Origin of the sequence: Streptomyces sp. NBC_01476 (assembly GCF_036227265.1) — a bacterium.
Lineage (GTDB): Bacteria > Actinomycetota > Actinomycetes > Streptomycetales > Streptomycetaceae > Actinacidiphila.
On record NZ_CP109446.1, the window covers coordinates 7,778,390 to 7,796,015 of the forward strand.

The following is a 17,626-nucleotide window of genomic DNA, read 5'->3' on the forward strand; positions in this document are numbered from 1 at the left end:
TCGCTCCCGCCGCGGCGCCCGTGCCCGGACTCATCCGCAGCAGCCCGCAGCGCCAGCGCCGGACCCGCCGTCGTGGTGGCCGCCGTCATGGAGGCCGTCGTCGTGCCCGGCGGCGATCCGTGCCCACTGCGCGGTCGGCCGCCCGTCCTTGCGGAACTGCTGACCGCGGATCTCGTACGGCTGTGGCCAGCCGGCCGGGGAGTCCTCCCACACCTCCTGCCGTCCGTGGACGGTCATGTCGAGGATGCCGTACGAGGACGCCATGGATTCCGCGCCGCGGCCGGTGGTCCAGTACGTCTCGAAGACGCGCCCCCCGTCACGGAGGTAGCACGCCTGCATGCCGAAGTGGCGGCCGGCGAGGAGCCGTTCGCGGGACCCGGCGGGCACGCAGTACCAGGGCGCCTCCCAGCCCATGAAACGCCGGTAGCGCTCGGACTCCTCGTACGGGCCCTGGCAGAGGACGGCGAAGGTGACATCACGCTGGTGCAGATAGGACAGTTCGCGGACCTGGCCGGTGAAGAAGGTGCAGCCCTCGCACTGTTCCGCGGCGGGCAGGCCGTCGTGCCACATGTGATACGACACGAACAGCTGGCTACGGCCCTCGAAGACGTCGGCCAGGGGGACTTCGCCGGTGCCCGCGACCAGCGGGGTCGACGGGTCCACCTCGGTCATGGGCAGCCGTCGCCGGGCGGCGGCGATGGCGTCGCCCTCTCGGGTGTGCGCCTTTTCCCGGTCACGCAGGGTGTCGATCGCGGCCAGCCACTGCGGGCGGGGGACGACCGTCGGTTTGGTTTCAGCAGTCATGACCGTGCTGACGGCGAAGTCCGCCACAACTCATCGGTGACGTCCACGGCAGCCCGGCCGATGGGTGCTTCGGGTCGGCGCGGTGCGAGAAAGCACGCGGTGTAGGCCACTTGGGAGAACGTCGGGGGCCGATCGGGTGGCGGCGGCCCGTCCGGATTTCCGCCCCCGGCGGCACACCCCCTTGACTGAGCGTCACAAAACGGCGGGGGCAGCCCTTGTGAGCCACGGCGCTACCCCGCCCGACCGGTGACACCTGGACGCGGGCCGTTGCGACGGCCGGACTCCGGGCACGAAGAAGGGGACACCGCATGCGGGTGCTGCGGCATTTCGTTTGGAGCGCGATCGCCTCGCTGCTCCTGGTCGGATTCGCTCCGGCCACCGTCCACGCGGAGGACGGCCAGGCCCGTCCAGCCGTGCAGTGCCCGACCGAAGGACGGTCGCGCGGGACCAACACCGCGCCGAATCCGGCGCTGGAACAGTACCTCCTCGATGACTGGCGGCTGGGCCCCGAGGAGCTTCCCACCACCGGCCCCATGGGCGACATGCTGCGCGGATACCGCCCGGCGGACCACACCTCGCCGTACTGGATCCTGGGATGCTACTGGCAGACCAACCCCCAGACCGGGGTGTCCGGTTGGTGGTATCCGGACAACAACGGCTTCGCCCTCGACAAGCAGGGCCGGCCGGTGGAGAAGCCGGTGACGCTCCGCGTGGGACAGCTGGTCGACCTCTTCGGCAGCGGGCGCGGCAACTTCCTCGCACCCGCCGGTACGCCCTACGCCAAGCGCGCCATCCCGCCGAGCAACCTCGACGAGTACACCACCGACTACCCGTCCAGCTACCACCTGTACCGGGTCGTCGCGCCGCTCGATGTCGAGGCGGGACCCATCCGGCCGTGGTTCGGGCAGCCGGGACTTGGCCTGCAGTACATGACCGCGAACACGATTCCGGACCTCATCACCGCGCACAAACTGCTGGCGCTGAACTGATCCGGGCCGCAACGCTCCTGGGCGGTCCCGGCGAGGCCGGGACCCGTCCGGGGGCCGCCCCGGTAGGGTCCACACGATGAACAGGGCAGAACTCGCCGACCGCCTCCGCCGCGAGGGGATCCCGGACGCCCTGTACGAGATCCCCGGTGTGCACGCCGTGCCCCTCCAGCTGGACGCCGCCTACTTCCTGCGTCCCGAGGCGGACGCGTGGCTGGTCGGCCTGCGGCAGCGCGGCCAGGACAGCGTCATGGCGCGCTTCGGGACCGAGGCGGAGGCCTGTGGCTACCTGTACGACACGGTCACCCGGGTGCCGCCGCCCGTCCCGGGCGGGCCGGAGCGGGTCGCCCGGCTCCTGGCGAACAGCGACGAGATCCAGCGCCGGGCCCAGGAGGATTTCGAGCGCGCCCCGCGCCCCCGGGCCGGCGACCCGCCCGAAGCCGGCCAGGACGCACCGGGGAAGGACTCCTGACCGGCGCAAGCACGGTCACTTTGCGGTGAACCGGCGCCCTGCCGGGTCGAGCGGCGGGCGCGCACGACCGGTCACGACGGCCGGTGAGCGGGGCAAGGTCACCGCGGCCGACGAGCGGGTCCCGGTCACGACGGCTCCGCGTCCAGCCAGTGGGCGCGGCCGATGCTGATGATCCGCATCCGCAGGCCGGCCGCGTGCACGATCCGGGCCCGCTGGACACGGTCGCCGGGCGGGACGTCGAGGAAGGCCGTCGCCGTCATGACCATGTGGTCGACATAGAGCTCGGCCAGCACCCGCAGGTCGTCGGGCCGCCAGCCGGCGGAGAGCGGCTGGGCGGCCAGGCCCGCCGCCACCTCGTCGGCGAAACGCCGCAGTTCGGCGGCGATGGCCTCGCGGACCGCCTGGACGCCGCCGAAGCGCTCCCGGGCGATGAACCGGATGTGCGGCCGGTGCTCGTCGACATAGGCACCGGTGATCGCCACCGTGCGGTCGATGAGCCGGGCCGAGTCCGCGGACCCGTCGGCCATCGCGGCGCGGATGGCGGTGTGCAGGCTGCCCAGCGCCTCGCCGACGAGGGCGACGCCGAGGTCCGCCATGTCCGGGAAGTGGCGGTAGAAGGCGGCCGGGGAGACACCCACCTCGCGGGTGAGCTCGCGCAGGCCCAGACTGCTGAGGTTCTGGTGCTCCAGCAGCCGCAGGCCCGCGTCCAGAAGGGCCTGGCGTGTCTGCTGTTTCTGCGCCTGGCGGACACCGGCCGGACGTGCGCCGGCCGGGCTCGCGGCGGAAGTGTGACTCATGTCATTCAGTAAACAACCGTTCTCCGACTTTGGCCAGACTAGACTTCAAGTGTCAGTGAACAACTGTCAGCCGAAACCTCAACTCCCTGGAGGCGCAGCCGATATGAGCCTCGTCGTCGTCCTGCTGGGCATGGGCGTGCTGCTCGGAGCCGCCGCCCACACGTCCGTCACCGTCTTCACCGTCGCGGCCTGTGCCATCGCGCTCTGGCTGGCCGTCTTCGCGGTCCGCGAGCGCATCGGCCGGCACCGCGGCTGACCCCCAACGGCCGCTCCGACCGCCTCCGACCGCCGTCCCCATGACAGATCCCGGAAGGAACCCCGTGAACACCGCAGCCACCCCGGTCGCGACCGGTACACCGGCCGCGCAGAGCAGTGACGCCCCCCGGACCCGTAACCGTGACGCCGACGGCATGGCCGTCGCGTCCTTCCTGCTGGGCCTGCCCGGCCTGCTGGTCCTCAACATGGTGCTCGGGCCGATCGCCATCGTGCTGGCGCTCGTCGCGCTGGCCCGCGGCACCGGCCGCCGTGGCCGCGCCCTTCTGGGCCTGGCGCTCGGTGTCGCCGACCTGGTGATCCTGGTCGCGCTGATCGTGGGCAACGGCGGCGTGATCTGGTCCGCCACCTGATCCGAACCCCCGACGCGCCCGCGGGCCCGGCCGTACCGAGCGCCGTACCCACCACGGGTACGCGGTACGGCCGGGCCCGCCCGGCGGTCAGCTCAGGTCGATCCCCGGGTAGAGCGGGAAGCCCGCCAGCAGGTCGGCCGCACGCTGCGCGACCTGGTCGGCCACACCCGCGTCGAGCACGTGATGCGCCTTCGACAGGCCGCCCTTCGGCGCCGGCGCCGCGCTCGTCCCGGCGAGCACCGTGTCGATCAGCCCGGCGATCTCGTCCATCTCGACGGCGCCGAGGCCGCGCGTGGTGAGAGCAGGCGTCCCGATCCGGATGCCGGAGGTGTACCAGGCGCCGTTCGGGTCCTGCGGCACCGAGTTCCGGTTGGTGACGATGCCCGCGTCCAGCAGCGCGGCCTCCGCCTGCCGGCCGGTCAGCCCGTAGCCCGACACGTCGATCAGCACCAGGTGGTTGTCGGTGCCGCCGGTGACCAGCTTGGCGCCCCGCTTGAGCAGGCCCCCGGCCAGCGCGCGGGAGTTGTCCACGACCGCCTGCGCGTAGCCGCCGAACTCCGGCCGGGCCGCCTCCGCCAGTGCCACCGCCTTGGCCGCCATCACATGCGGCAGCGGACCGCCGAGCACCATCGGGCAGCCGCGGTCCACGTGCTCGGCCAGCGCGTCGTCGCACAGCACCATGCCGCCGCGCGGCCCGCGCAGGGACTTGTGGGTGGTGGTGGTGACGATGTTCGCGTACGGCACCGGGTCGAAGTCACCGGTCAGCACCTTGCCCGCGACCAGGCCCGCGAAGTGCGCCATGTCCACCATCAAGGTGGCGCCCACCTCGTCGGCGATCTCGCGCATGATGCGGAAGTTGACCAGCCGCGGGTACGCCGAGTAGCCCGCCACCAGGATCAGCGGCCGGAAATCGCGGGCCGCCGCCCGGAGCGCGTCGTAGTCCAGCAGTCCGGTCCGCGGGTCGGTGCCGTAACTGCGCTGCTCGAACATCTTGCCGGAGATGTTGGGGCGGAAGCCGTGGGTGAGGTGGCCGCCGGCATCCAGCGACATGCCGAGCATCCGCTGGTTGCCGAAGGCGGACCGCAGTTCGGCCCAGTCCTGCTCGGACAGGTCGTTGACCTGCCGGACGCCGGCCTTGGCGAGCGCCGGGCTCTCCACCCGCTGTGAGAGCACCGCCCAGAAGGCGACCAGGTTGGCGTCGATGCCCGAGTGCGGCTGCACATAGGCGTGCGCGGCGCCGAAGACGGTCCGCGCGTGCTCCGCGGCCAGCGCCTCGACGGTGTCCACATTGCGGCAGCCGGCGTAGAAGCGCCGGCCGACGGTGCCCTCTGCGTACTTGTCGCTGAACCAGTTGCCCATCGCCAGCAGGACGGCGGGGGAGGCGTAGTTCTCGCTCGCGATCAGCTTCAGCATCTCGCGCTGGTCGTGGAGCTCGCTCGCGATGGCGTCTGCCACCCGCGGTTCCACCGCCCGGATCACCTCGAGCGCGCTGCGGTACGCGACCGACTCGGGGGTGAGGGCGGTGCTGCCGGATACTGCGGCTGACGGTTGCTCGGCCATGGGGGTCCTCCGGTTCGAAGTGGAAACGGGACGGCCCAGGCGCACGGCTCTCGGTGGACGAACGAGCCGCTCCCTGATGGTTGACCCCATCCCAGCGCGCCAGTCACGGCTCGCCGCGAGCCTACCAACGGGCCGGGCGGCCCGGCGACCTGTACCGCCACCCGGACGTGTCGGCCGGCCGCCGGGCGCAGGGGCCGCCGCCCGGGTCGGGATGCCGGGCCGGGTGCCCGGGTCGGGGCGCCCGGCCGGCGGGTGTTTGGATGGGAGGTGACGGGCCGCGTGCCGGGGACACCCGGCGGTTCGGGCCGGTCGCGGCTGTCCGGGCGCGGGCGGCCGACCCGCCAGTGACGCGATGGAGCCCCATGGACCAGTCCCGCCCCCCGGTGAACGCCCGTGTGCGCGAAGGCGCCGGGGTGATCGAACTCGACCGGCCCGCCGCGCTCAACGCGCTCGACCTCACCATGGTCCGGCTGATCACCCGGGCGCTGGAGGAGTGGCGGGACGACCCGGCGGTACGGTCGGTACTGATCCGCAGCACCTCGCCGAAGGCGTTCTGCGCCGGCGGCGACATCCGGGCGATGCGGGACGCCGGCGTCCGCGGTGACGACGCGGCCGTCCTTGAGTACTTCTCCGCCGAGTACGCGCTGAACGCGCTGATCGCCCGCTACCCCAAGCCGTACACCGCGCTGATTGACGGCTACGCGATGGGCGGCGGTCTCGGCATCTCGGTGCACGGTTCCGCCCGGGTGGTCACCGAGCGGGCGGTGCTCGCCATGCCGGAGACCGCCATCGGCTTCTTCCCCGACATCGGGGCCGGCTACTTCCTGCCCCGCCTGCCCGGCGCGGTCGGCTGGTACCTCGGCCTCACCGGGCTGCGGATCGACGGCGCCGCGGCGGTCGAGTGCGGACTCGCCACGCATTACGTGCCGGCCGCGGAACTCCCCGCGCTGGAGGAGGCATTGCTGGCCGGGGAGGAGCCCGCCGCGGCACTGGCCCGCTCGGCGGGTGTGCCGCCCCGGTCGGAACTGGCCGGGCACCGTGCGGCGATCGAGCGCTGTTTCACCGCCCCGGACCTCGACTCCCTGCGGGCCCGGCTGGCCGCCGAGGACGAGGACCGCGAGTGGGCCGACGAGACGCTCGCGGTACTGCGCCGGGCCTCCCCGATGAGCCTCGCCATCACCTTCGACCTGCTGCGGGCCGGCGCCGGGTCGAGCCTGGAGGAGTGCCTGGCCCGCGAACTGGCGCTGGCCCGCCGTACCGCCCACGCGCCCGACTTCCATGAAGGGGTGCGGGCCGCACTGATCGACAAGGACCGGGATCCGGCCTGGTCGCCGTATCCGTAGCCCGTCATGTGAGACGCGGGTGTCAGCATCCGGACGTGCGGCGTAACGTGCGTGCCGCGTGCCGCGTGCTGCGTGCCGTGCCGGCCGGACGACCGTGATGGGAGCGCCATGCCCCGGGAATGGGACGCCAGGACCTATGACTCCTTGCCGCTGCCCCACCTCCGCTGGGGGCGCCGCACCCTCGCCCGGCTGCCGCTGCGGGGCGACGAGCGGGTGATGGACGCGGGCTGCGGCACCGGGCGGGACACCGAGGGGCTGCTGGACCGGCTGCCCGCCGGCCGGGTGGTCGCGGTGGACGGCTCGGTCCGGATGCTGGAACAACTGCGGGAGCGGCTGGCCGGACGGCTCGACCGGGTGGAGGTGGTGCGCGCCGACCTGACCGCGCCCCTGCCGTTCGCCGGCGAGGTCGACGCGGTGTTCAGCGTCGCCGCCTTCCACTGGATCGAGGACCACGCCGCGCTCTTCGCCGCACTGCACTCCCGGATGCGGCCCGGCGCCCGGCTGGTCACCGAATGCGGCGGGCGGGGCAATGTCACCGCGGTCAACGTGGCGGTCGCCGATGTGCTCGGCACCGCGCCCGACGAGCACTCCTGGGAGTTCGCCGGCGTCGAGGACACCCGCGACCGGCTGACCGCGGCCGGCTTCACCGGCATCGGCGTCCGGCTGCGGCCCGACCCGGCCCGCTTCGAACCCGGCGCCCAACTGGAGGCGTTCCTGGCCACCGTCGTCCTCGGCGCGCACCTGGACGGCATGGCGCAGGGCGACCACGAGGCATTCGTCGAAGCCGTCGCCGGACGGCTGGCCGAACCCGTGGTGGACTACGTACGGCTGGAGATCTCGGCCACCCGGGCCTGAGCCGCCGGGCCCCGGCCGCGGCCGGATTCCGTACCCGGCGCCACGCCGTGAACGCGGGCACCGGCCGTACGCCCGGGCCGCTGTGACACGGGGAGCTGCGCTGAACCGGTTGAGCGGGGCGACACGTCCGGATCGGCCGACCGGCGGCTCTTGGCCGGTTCAGCGTTGTTAAGGTGTGGCCGGTCAGCACCGCCGGCGGTCCGCCGCGCGGGTCCGCCGGTACCGAGGACGTGCAGGACGTATGAGCCCGATGAAGCGTCCCACCATCGCCGACATCGCCGAGGCGGCGGGGGTCTCCAAGGGCGCGGTGTCGTACGCGCTCAACGGCAAACCGGGCGTCTCGGCGCAGACCCGCGAGCGGATCACGGAGATTGCCGCGCGGATGGGGTGGCATCCGAGCAGCGCCGCCCGGGCGCTGTCCGACGGGCGGGCCGGCGCGATCGGCCTGGTGGTGGACCGGCCCGCCTGGGTCCTGGGCATCGAGCCCTTCTTCATGCAGCTGATCTCCGGGGTCGAGGCGGGCCTGGCCGCGACCGGAACCGCGCTGCTGCTCCAGGTCACCCAGGACGCCGGCGCCGAGGAGGCCGCGTACCGCCGCTGGTGGGGCGAGCGGCGGGTGGACGGGGTGCTGCTGGTGGACCTGCGGGACGACGACCCGCGGCCCGGCCTGCTCGCCGAACTGGGCCTGCCCGCGGTGGTGGTGGGCCATGCGGCCGGTGCGTACGGCGCTCCCTCGGTGTGGATCGACGACGCCGCCGCAGTCCGCGAGACACTGGCCTACCTGGCGGCGATGGGACACCGCAGGATCGCCCGCGTCGCCGGCCCCGCGCGGTTCGTGCACACCCGCGAGCGCGGCGAGGTCTTCGCCGCGTGCGCGGCCGAACTCTCCCTGCCGGGCGTGCCGTGCGTGCACACCGACTACTCCGGTGAGGACGGCGCCCGCGCCACCCGGCGGCTGCTGTCCGGACCGGACCGGCCCACCGCGATCGTCTACGACAACGACGTGATGGCGGTGGCCGCGCTGAGCGTCACCCAGGAGATGGGCATCCAGGTCCCCGGCGAACTCTCCCTCGTCGCCTGGGACGACAGCGAGCTGTGCCGGCTGGTGCACCCCGCGCTCACCGCGGTCAGCCGCCGGGTGCCGCAGTACGGCGAGCGGGCCGCGGCGGCGCTGCTCGCGCTCATCCGCGGCGAGAAGGTGGCGGACATGCTGCTGGACGCCCCGGTGCTGGTGCCGCGGGGGAGTACCGCCCCGGCGCCGGCCCGCCGCTGAGGGTCGGTGCCGCCCGGGCGGCCGGAAACGGATCGAGCCGTTCCGCAGGCCGCCGTCCGGCCTCCATCGGTCTGGACCAATACTGCGCAGGTCATCGGGCCTGCCCTCCCCAACACCCCGTTGTTTCACGGTGTTTCATGGATTTCCACCCCTCCTGACGCCTTGACGGCCCTCCTGACCGCTAGTTAAATCACGACGCGATATAAGTCGTGAAACAAGTGATGAAACAAGCGTGCAGACCCCCTCGCTGCACGGTCGTTCATGTCAGGCCCATGCCACTGCCGAAGGGGCAACGACCATGAGCTCAGCAACCCGCCGCCGTGCGGGCAGATTCACCCTGCGACGCGTCCTCATCGGAGTGCTGGCCGCCACTGCGGCGGCCGTCACCCCCGCCCTGGTCCTCCCGTCCTCCGCGAACGCCGCGAACGAGGCCGTGCAGGTCTACCTGACCACCACCAGCGGCTCCGACGGCCGTACCGTCACCAAGGGCCTCCAGCAGCAGACCGCCACTTCCTTCGCCGCGGGCACCGGCGGCGCCGGCCAGCAGATCACGGTGGACGAGAACACCAAGTACCAGCAGTTCACCGGCGCCGGCGCGTCCTTCACCGACACCGCCGCCTGGCTGATGAACTCCAGCGGCGCCCTGTCGGCGAGCACCCGCACCTCGGTCATGCAGAAGCTCTTCGACCCGGTCAACGGCATCGGCATCGACTTCCTGCGCAACCCGATGGGCGCCTCCGACCTGGCCCGCAGCAACTACACCTACGACGACATGCCGGCCGGGCAGACCGACCCGTCGCTCACGCACTTCTCCATCGCCCACGACCAGGCCGATGTGCTGCCGCTGACCCAGCAGGCCAAGCAGCTCAACCCGAGCCTGAAGGTGATGGCGACCCCGTGGACGCCGCCGCCGTGGATGAAGGACAACGGCAGCTACGTACAGGGGTGGCTGCAGTCGCAGTACTACGCGGCCTACGCGCAGTACTTCGTGAAGTACATCCAGGCGTACCAGGCGGCCGGCGTGCCGATCGACTACGTGTCCGTACAGAACGAGCCGACCGTCGGCAGCGACTACCCGGGCGCGAACTGGAACGGCTCGGGGCTGGCGTACTTCACCAAGACCAACCTGCTGCCCGCGCTGCACAGCGCCGGCCTGTCCACCAAGGTCCTCGCGCTGGACTGGAACCCGGACTCGTACGCCAGTTACGCGGCACCGACGGTGGACGACGCGGCCATCCGCAACGACCCCAACTTCGGCGGCATCGCCTGGCACGGGTACACCGGGAACATCCCGACGCAGACCACGATCCACAACCAGTACCCGAACACGCCCCAGTTCGACACCGAGCACTCCGGCGGCACCTGGATCGCCAACCAGCAGAAGGAGGACATGGAGAACCTGATCGACTACACCCGCAACTACGGGCAGAGCTGGGTGAAGTGGAGCCTGGCGGTCGATCAGAACATGGGCCCGCACAACGGCGGCTGCGGCACCTGCACCGGCCTGATCACCGTGCACAACGGTGACAGCCGCAGCGGACAGGTCGACTACACCGTCGAGTACTACACGATGGGCCACCTGACCAAGTTCGTGAAGCCGGGCGCCACCCGGATCTCCTCCACCGACAACTCCACCATCCGCAACGTCGCCTGGCAGAACCCGGACGGCTCCAAGGCGCTCATCGCCTACAACGAGTCCACCGCCGCCCAGACGGTGCGGGTCAACTGGGGCAACGAGAACTTCTCCTACAGCCTGCCCGGCGGCGCCTCGGCCACCTTCACCTGGTCCGGCACCCAGGGCACCGGCGGCTCCACCGGCGGCGGCCACACCGGCACCATCACCGGCTACGGCGGCAAGTGCGTGGACGTCGCCGGGGCGAGCAGCGCCAACGGCACCGCGGTCCAGCTCTACGACTGCAACGGCACCACCGCCCAGCAGTGGACCGCCACCGGCGGCACCCTGCAGTCGCTCGGCAAGTGCATGGACATCACCTCGGCCGGCACCGCCAACGGCACCAAGGTGCAGCTCTACGACTGCAACGGCACCGGCTCGCAGCAGTGGACCAAGGGAGCCAACAACACCCTGGTCAACCCGCAGTCCGGCAGATGCCTGGACGCGACCGGGCCCAGCTCGGCCAACGGCACCCGGCTGCAGATCTGGGACTGCACCGGCGCCGCCAACCAGCAGTGGACGGCACCCGCCTGATCCGCTGACACCCCAGGACGGCGCCCGGTGGACCTCTCACCGCCGGGTGCCGCGCTGAAGGAAGCAGTCGCCGGTCCGCAACGCTCGAAGCGGACCGGCGACTCGCCATGCCCCGGGACGGTGACTTTCCGTGCCCGGGGCCCGCGCCATGCCCATCGATAGGAGGAATTGCCCAAGGCGCCCGTTTGACCGCCCGGGCGGGCGACAAGGCCCGGAGGGATGGCCGGGAAGCACCTGTTCGTTGCGCCGGGTTCACTGAGTGTGTTGACCCGTGTGGCCCTGCGCGGGTAGGTCGCGCGCGCTGCGGGCACCTAATCTGAACGGGCCGTCAGCTGTCCTGCGGCGCTTCCGCCCCTTCGCCCCGCCGCCCGCCGCCACCCTCACCCTCCGCTTCACCCTCCGTTTCCCCGGCCGGCACACCGCCCCGGCCCCGCCGCCTTCTTCGCCACGCAGAGTCCCGCTCACGGCGGTCCCCCGCCGCCGTACCTCCCCGCGCCGAGGAGTCCCCGTGACCATCACCCGTACCGAGGGCACTGCCTGGCAGCGAGTTCCGGGGCGCTCGGCCTGGCAGCGCGCCTCCGTACGGTCCGTGGCGATTCTGCTGCCGATCCTGCTGGTCGCGCTCTTCCTGGTCCGCCAGTGGCCGCTGATCGACTCCAGCGCCGGCCGGCTGAGCTCCGCCGACCACACCTGGCTGGCGGTGGCCGCCTTCGCCGCGTTCATGACCTGGGTCTGCTCGTCCACCGCACTGCAGGGCGCGGTGGTGGAGCGGCTGCCGCCACTGCGGTTGCTGGCCTCGCAGTTCGCCGCCTCGGCGGCCAACCACGTGCTGCCGGCCGGGGTCGGCGGCAACGCGGTCAGCCTGCGCTTCCTGATCCGCCGCGGACTGACCCCGACCCGCGGGCTGACCTCGCTGGCGGTGCGGGCCGGCGCCGCCGCGGTGGCCAGGATCATGCTGCTGCTCGCGCTGCTGTCGGTCTTCCCGGACGCGCTGCACTTCCACCGGATCGCCCCCGGCGGCCTGGTGATGCCCGGCCAGCCGCTGCTGATCGCCGGGGTCGGTGCGACGCTGCTGGTGGTCGTCCTGCTGCTGCCGCGGTGCGCGCGTCTCGTACGCTGCCGGCTGCGGCTCTTCCTGGCGTCGGTCGCGGACGACCTGCGGGCGCTGCACCGTGACCGCACCCGGGTCGCGGTCCTGTGGGGCGGCTCGCTGGCCTTCCCGATGATGCACGCGGCGGTGATGGTCGCGGTGGTCCGCGCGGTGGACGCGCCGGTGCCGGTGAGCGGTGTCGTGGTGGCGTACCTCTTCGCGAGCACCGCGGCGGGCTGGCTGCCGACGCCGGCCGGCCTCGGCTCGCTCGACGCGGCGCTGGGTCTGGCGCTGGTCACCGCCGGTGCCTCGGCGGTCGCCGCGACCTCCGCGGTCCTCGGCTACCGGCTCTTCACGGCCTGGCTGCCACTGGTCCCGGGGGTGCTGGTACTGGCGGGGCTCGTGCGGTACCGCGAACTTTAAGGTACAGACCTTTGCCGGAAGTATTGACGGCCGTCGTCTCCCGCCATTTAAATCACGTCCTGAACTAAGACGTGATGGAAGTCTCACAGGGTGCATCGCACCTCACGGACTGTCAGGAGCATGACCCCCCTTCCGGTTTCTGGCGTTCTGCCGTCTCCCCCCACTGAGGAGTCCGTTCCATGTCGGCATCACCCCCCACCCGGCGCATACGACCCTTCGCGGTGTTCGCCGCCGCCGCCTTGCTGCTCTGCGGCTGGCTGCAGTTGACCGCGGCCCCCGGCCGCGCGAGCACCCTGGACGCCGCCCCCGCCGCGGCGACCGCCACCTTCACCGATGACTTCAACGGCGCTGCCGGCAGCGCCGTCGACAGCTCCAAATGGGGCTACGAGACCGGTGACAACGTCAACAACCACGAGCGCGAGTACTACACCAGCGGCACCCACAACGCCGCGCTCGACGGCCAGGGCGACCTGGTCATCACCGCCCGCAAGGAGAATCCCGCCAACTACCAGTGCTGGTACGGCACCTGCCAGTACACCTCGGCGCGGCTGTCCACCCCGCAGAAGTTCACCCAGGCGTACGGCCACTTCGAGACCCGGATGAAGCTCCCGCGCGGACAGGGCATGTGGCCCGCGTTCTGGATGCTGGGCACCGGCTCGGCCGGCTGGCCGGGCAACGGTGAGATCGACATCATGGAGAACGTCGGCTTCGAGCCCGGCAGCGTGCACGGCACCATCCACGGTCCCGGCTACTCCGGCTCGGGCGGCATCGGCGCCGGCTACTCCCTGCCGAACGGACAGAGCTTCTCCGACGCCTTCCACACCTTCGCCGTGGACTGGGCGCCGAACTCCATCTCCTGGTCGGTCGACGGCAACGTCTACGAGACCCGCACCCCGGCCGATCTCAACGGCAACCGCTGGGTCTTCGACCACCCGTTCTACCTCATCATGAACCTCGCGGTCGGCGGCTACTGGCCCGGCGACCCGGACGGCAGCACCACCTTCCCCCAGCAGCTCGTCGTGGACTACGTGCACGTCACCACCAGCGACAGCGGCGCCCCGGGCGGCGGCCACTCCATCACCGGCATCGCCGGCAAGTGCGTCGACGTGGCGAGCGCCAGCAGCGCCAACGGCACCCCGATCCAGCTCTACGACTGCAACGGAACCACCGCCCAGCAGTGGACCGTGACCGGCGGCACCCTGCGCGCCCTCGGCAAGTGCCTGGACGTCACCGCGGCCGGCACCGCCGACGGCACCCCCGTACAGCTCTACGACTGCAACGGCTCCGCGGCCCAGCAGTGGGTCGTCACCGCCGCCCACGACATCGTCAACCCGGCCGCGAACAAGTGTCTCGACGCGACCGGCAACAGCTCCGCCAACGGCACCCGGCTGCAGATCTGGACCTGCACCGGGACCAGCAACCAGAAGTGGACGGTGAACGGCTGATGAAGCGGTCAACCGGCATCCTCACCTCCGTGGCCGTCGCCGCGGGAGCCCTCGGTGCCTTCGGCATCACCCAGGCCGCCTCCGGCGCCGACGCCACCGGAGCCATCGTCGGGTACGGCGGCAAGTGTGTGGACATCGCGGCGGCGAGCAGTGCGAACGGGGCGGCGGTGCAGCTCTACGACTGCAACGGCACCGATGCGCAGAGCTGGACGGTGGGTTCTGACGGTTCGCTGCGGGCGCTGGGCAAGTGCATGGATGTGACGGCGGCCGGGACGGCGAACGGGACGACGGTGCAGTTGTACGACTGCAACGGCACTGCCGCGCAGAAGTGGGCGGCGAGCGGTGGCACGCTGGTGAACGCGGGGTCGGGGAAGTGCCTGGATGCCACCGGGCCGAGTTCGGCCAACGGCACCCGGCTGCAGATCTGGACCTGCGGCACCGGCGCCAACCAGCAGTGGACCCTGCCCACCGGTGGCGGCGGCACCACCCCGCCACCGTCCGGCGGCGGCGTCCAGGCCGTGGCGCCCTACCTCTACAACGGCTGGGGCAACCCGCCGGACCCCACGACCGTCATGAACGCCACCGGCGTCAAGTGGTTCACCCTCGCCTTCGTGCTCAGCAACGGCACCTGCAACCCGCAGTGGGACGGCGGCCGGGCACTCACCGGTGGCGTCGACCAGACCACCATCAACAAGATCAGGGCGGCCGGCGGCGACGTCGTCCCGTCCTTCGGCGGCTACAGCGGCAACAAGCTGGAGCAGTCCTGCACCAGCGCGAGCGCGCTGGCCGGCGCCTACCAGAAGGTGATCAGCGCCTACGGGCTCAAGGCCATCGACATCGACATCGAGGCCGACGCCTACAGCAACGGCACCGTCCAGCAGCGCACGGTGGACGCCCTCAAGACCGTCAAGGCCAACAACCCCGGCATCGCCGTCTACGTCACCATCGGCACCGGACAGAGCGGCCCCGACACCGGCCTGATCAACAAGGCGGCTGCCTCCGGGCTCACCGTCGACGCCTGGACGATCATGCCGTTCGACTTCGGCGGCGCCGGCCAGAACATGGGCACCCTCACCACCCGGGCCGCCGACGGTCTGAAGAACGCCCTCAAGAGCGCCTACGGCTACAGCGACGACCAGGCGTACCGGCACAGCGGCATCTCGTCGATGAACGGCATCACCGACAACAACGAGACCGTCACCGTCAACGACTTCCGGACCATCCTCGCCTACGCACAGGCCCACCACCTGGCCCGGCTGACCTTCTGGTCCGCCAACCGGGACCGGCCCTGCTCCGGCGCCTACCCCAACGACGACACCTGCTCCGGGGTCTCCCAGCAGGCCTGGGACTTCACCCGCACCTTCGCCCAGTACCAGGGCTGAGGCCGCCTCACCCACCCGGGTGACAGAGCTCTCCGCTCCCCGCCGTGCGGTCATGGTTCCCGCGATGCAACCATGCTGCACGGCCGGGGAGCGGAGGTGTGTCCGGATGGAAACGGCGACAACTGGTGGTGGTGGGGGCGCTGGGGGCGGCGCGGGCAGGGTGCTGGTGGTCGACGACGACGCGGCCATCCGCCGCTCGCTCGGCCGGGGCCTGCGGCTGCGCGGCTTCACCGTCACCGAGGCGGCGGGCGGCGCAGCCGCTCTCGACCTGCTCGGCACGGCACCGCCCGACATCCTCGTACTGGACATCTCGATGCCCGGCGTCGACGGCATCCGGGTCTGCCGTACGCTGCGCGACGGCGGCAGCGACCTGCCGGTACTGGTGCTCTCCGCACGTGACGAGGTGGCCGACCGGGTCGCCGGGCTCCAGGCCGGTGCCGACGACTACCTGGTCAAACCCTTCGCCCTCGAAGAACTGGTGCTGCGCCTGCACGCCCTGCTGCGCCGCCGGCCGCCCCGCCCCGACGACCAGGTCCGCGCCTGTGGCCTGGTCCTCGACCCGGCCGCCAGGACCGCCACCCGGGACGGCGAGCCGCTGGACCTGACCCGGCGCGAGTTCGAACTCCTGGAGATCCTGGCCCGCAACGCCGGCCTGGTGCTCACCCGGGTCCAGCTCCTTGACCGCGTCTGGGGGTACGACTTCGACGTCCGCACCGACGCCGTCGACACCTTCGTCAGCTACCTGCGGCGCAAGCTCGAAGCAGGCGGCCGTCCCCGGATCCTGCACACCGTGCGGGGCGTCGGCTTCGTTCTGCGGCCGGCCGGCGGCGAGGGGCGAAGGGCATGAGGCTCTCCACCCGGATCGCGCTGGCCGTCGGTGCCGTCGTCCCGCTGCTCGTCCTCGCCTCCGGCTGGATCATGGTCCGGCTGGTCGGCGACGACGTGCACCGTGCGGCGGACGCCCATCTGCGGGCCCGCGCCGCGGACGTCGGACCGCAGGCCCGCGACCTGCTGCGGGCGATGGCCAACGACCGGCCGCCGAGCGTCGAACAGGCCCGTCAGCGCAGGCTTTTCACCGCCGCCCTCGACGTCGGCATCCGCGTCACAGGACCCGGCGGAACAGTCTCCGGCGGACCCCAGCCCGCCACAGGCGTGCCGCTGCCCGCCGCCCCGGCAGCGGCCCTGCCGGTCACCGTCCGGGCCGGCGCGCAGAGCTGGCGGGTGCTGGCGGTCCCGGTGACGGTGGCCCGGCCCGCCGCTGCCGGCACGCTGTGGCTCTTCTCCTCCGACACCGCGGGCCAGGCACAGATCGCCCAGGTACGGCGGCGGGTGCTCACCGTCGCGCTGCTCACCGCCCCGGTGGCAGGCGCCGCCGCGTGGCTGGCCGCGGCCCGGCTGGCCCGCCCGCTGCTGCTCCTGGAGCGCCGGACGGCCGGCATCGACCCCCGGACCAGCGCGGTCCGCCTCGACCACACCCCGACCGGTGTCCCGGAGATCGACGGCCTGGCCCGTACCCTGCGCACCGTGCTCGACCGGTACGACGAGCAGGCCGCCCGAACCGGGGAGGCGCTGGCCACCGCCCGTTCCTTCGCGGCCGCCGCCTCCCACGAACTGCGCACCCCGCTGATGAGCATGCGGATCAACCTCGATGTCCTCGACGGGGATCCGGCGCCCTCGGCCGCCGAGCGTGCCGAGATCGCCGCCGATCTGCGGGCCGAGCACGAACGGCTGCTCGGTCTGCTGGTCATGCTGCGCACCCTCGCCCAGGGCGATCTGGTGGAGGCCGACGCCTTTGTCCCGGTGGACCTCGCCGACCTGCTGGACGCGGCCGTCGGCGACTTCCGCAAGGAGCACCCGGGTGCCGGGGTCCGCCTTGCCGTCCGGTCCGGCTGCGTGGTCCAGGGGTGGCCGCCCGGCCTGCGCTCGGCGATCGACAACCTGCTCACCAACGCGGCCGTCCACGGCGCGGGTCCGGACGGCACCGCCGCCCTCGACATCACCTTGGGCGCCGCGGGGCCGCCGGGGGCCGGCACCGTCCGCCTCACCGTCGCCGACCACGGTGCGGGAGTCCCGCCCGCCGCCCGCCCGTACGTCTTCGACCGGTTCCACCGGCACCCCGACAGCCCCGGCACCGGTCTCGGCCTGACGCTCGTCGGCCAGCAGACCGCACTGCACGGTGGCACGATCACCGTGACGGACCGCCCCGACGGCGCTCAGGGCGCCTGTTTCACCCTCGACCTGCCGCAGCGGGCCGCCGTGCTGCCGCGCCGCCGCGACTGGCTGGCCGGACCGACCACCCCGTCCTGAGAGGCGTGGCCTCCGATCACGCAGTAGGATAGTGCTAATATAGTTAGAGCTAATCCA

Annotated in this window: 16 protein-coding genes and 1 riboswitch; of the genes, 13 read left to right on the forward strand and 3 right to left on the reverse strand. The window is 72.2% G+C overall.

The genetic code is table 11. The features are described 5' to 3' along the window. Positions 1-30 precede the first annotated feature (30 nt). Complete coding sequence (locus tag OG552_RS33695; RefSeq protein ID WP_329139522.1) at positions 31-804, reverse strand: DUF899 family protein; 774 nt, start codon at positions 802-804, stop codon at positions 31-33. A 308-nt stretch (positions 805-1,112) separates the two neighbouring features. Between OG552_RS33695 and OG552_RS33700 the strand changes: the two genes are divergently transcribed. Together OG552_RS33700 and OG552_RS33705 are read left to right on the forward strand one after the other, a co-directional pair. After that, on the forward strand, positions 1,113-1,793 hold the full coding sequence (locus OG552_RS33700) for a TNT domain-containing protein (protein WP_329139524.1): 681 nt from the start codon (positions 1,113-1,115) through the stop codon (positions 1,791-1,793). A 76-nt stretch (positions 1,794-1,869) separates the two neighbouring features. Then, entirely contained in the window at positions 1,870-2,262 is a 393-nt protein-coding gene (locus OG552_RS33705) for a hypothetical protein (RefSeq protein WP_329139525.1), read from the forward strand. A 125-nt stretch (positions 2,263-2,387) separates the two neighbouring features. Here the strand turns inward: OG552_RS33705 and OG552_RS33710 are convergent, their stop codons facing one another. Then, complete coding sequence (locus OG552_RS33710; protein ID WP_329139527.1) at positions 2,388-3,059, reverse strand: TetR family transcriptional regulator; 672 nt, start codon at positions 3,057-3,059, stop codon at positions 2,388-2,390. A 103-nt stretch (positions 3,060-3,162) separates the two neighbouring features. On the opposite strand from OG552_RS33710, the gene OG552_RS33715 reads away from it, so the two are divergent. Continuing rightward, positions 3,163-3,315, forward strand: coding sequence for a hypothetical protein (locus OG552_RS33715; protein WP_329139529.1), 153 nt, complete (start codon positions 3,163-3,165; stop codon positions 3,313-3,315). Between the two features lie 40 nt (positions 3,316-3,355). Then, positions 3,356-3,685, forward strand: a complete 330-nt coding sequence (locus OG552_RS33720; RefSeq protein ID WP_443071103.1) for a DUF4190 domain-containing protein — start codon at positions 3,356-3,358, stop codon at positions 3,683-3,685. An 87-nt stretch (positions 3,686-3,772) separates the two neighbouring features. On the opposite strand, the gene OG552_RS33725 is transcribed toward OG552_RS33720, so the two are convergent. Further along, a complete protein-coding gene (locus OG552_RS33725; protein WP_329139533.1) occupies positions 3,773-5,245 on the reverse strand; it encodes a glycine hydroxymethyltransferase in 1,473 nt (490 codons plus the stop codon). A gap of 26 nt (positions 5,246-5,271) precedes the next feature. Continuing rightward, positions 5,272-5,362, reverse strand: a riboswitch (ZMP/ZTP riboswitch). Positions 5,363-5,607: 245 nt separating this feature from the next. Between OG552_RS33725 and OG552_RS33730 the strand changes: the two genes are divergently transcribed. From OG552_RS33730 to OG552_RS33770, 9 genes are all read left to right on the forward strand, one after another. Continuing rightward, positions 5,608-6,588: an enoyl-CoA hydratase/isomerase family protein gene (locus OG552_RS33730; protein ID WP_329139535.1), complete on the forward strand. Its 981-nt coding sequence runs from the start codon at positions 5,608-5,610 to the stop codon at positions 6,586-6,588. A gap of 108 nt (positions 6,589-6,696) precedes the next feature. Next, a complete protein-coding gene (locus OG552_RS33735; protein ID WP_329139537.1) occupies positions 6,697-7,443 on the forward strand; it encodes a class I SAM-dependent methyltransferase in 747 nt (248 codons plus the stop codon). Between the two features lie 250 nt (positions 7,444-7,693). Further along, positions 7,694-8,716, forward strand: coding sequence for a LacI family DNA-binding transcriptional regulator (locus tag OG552_RS33740; RefSeq protein WP_443071225.1), 1,023 nt, complete (start codon positions 7,694-7,696; stop codon positions 8,714-8,716). Between the two features lie 298 nt (positions 8,717-9,014). Continuing rightward, complete coding sequence (locus tag OG552_RS33745) at positions 9,015-10,922, forward strand: RICIN domain-containing protein (protein WP_329139541.1); 1,908 nt, start codon at positions 9,015-9,017, stop codon at positions 10,920-10,922. A 508-nt stretch (positions 10,923-11,430) separates the two neighbouring features. After that, a complete protein-coding gene (locus OG552_RS33750) occupies positions 11,431-12,435 on the forward strand; it encodes a lysylphosphatidylglycerol synthase transmembrane domain-containing protein (RefSeq protein WP_329139543.1) in 1,005 nt (334 codons plus the stop codon). A 179-nt stretch (positions 12,436-12,614) separates the two neighbouring features. Continuing rightward, positions 12,615-13,880 (forward strand): ricin-type beta-trefoil lectin domain protein, encoded by a 1,266-nt coding sequence (locus OG552_RS33755; protein WP_329139545.1) that lies wholly within the window; start codon positions 12,615-12,617, stop codon positions 13,878-13,880. Further along, positions 13,880-15,262, forward strand: a complete 1,383-nt coding sequence (locus tag OG552_RS33760; protein WP_329139547.1) for a ricin-type beta-trefoil lectin domain protein — start codon at positions 13,880-13,882, stop codon at positions 15,260-15,262. Before OG552_RS33755 ends, OG552_RS33760 begins: the two co-directional genes overlap by 1 nt. 106 nt (positions 15,263-15,368) lie before the next feature. Then, positions 15,369-16,109: a response regulator transcription factor gene (locus OG552_RS33765; protein WP_329139549.1), complete on the forward strand. Its 741-nt coding sequence runs from the start codon at positions 15,369-15,371 to the stop codon at positions 16,107-16,109. Further along, the gene (locus tag OG552_RS33770) at positions 16,106-17,569 is read left to right on the forward strand and encodes a sensor histidine kinase (protein WP_329139551.1); all 1,464 of its coding nucleotides are present in this window, start codon (positions 16,106-16,108) and stop codon (positions 17,567-17,569) included. The genes OG552_RS33765 and OG552_RS33770 overlap by 4 nt, the downstream gene beginning before the upstream one ends. The last annotated feature ends 57 nt before the right edge of the window (positions 17,570-17,626 follow it).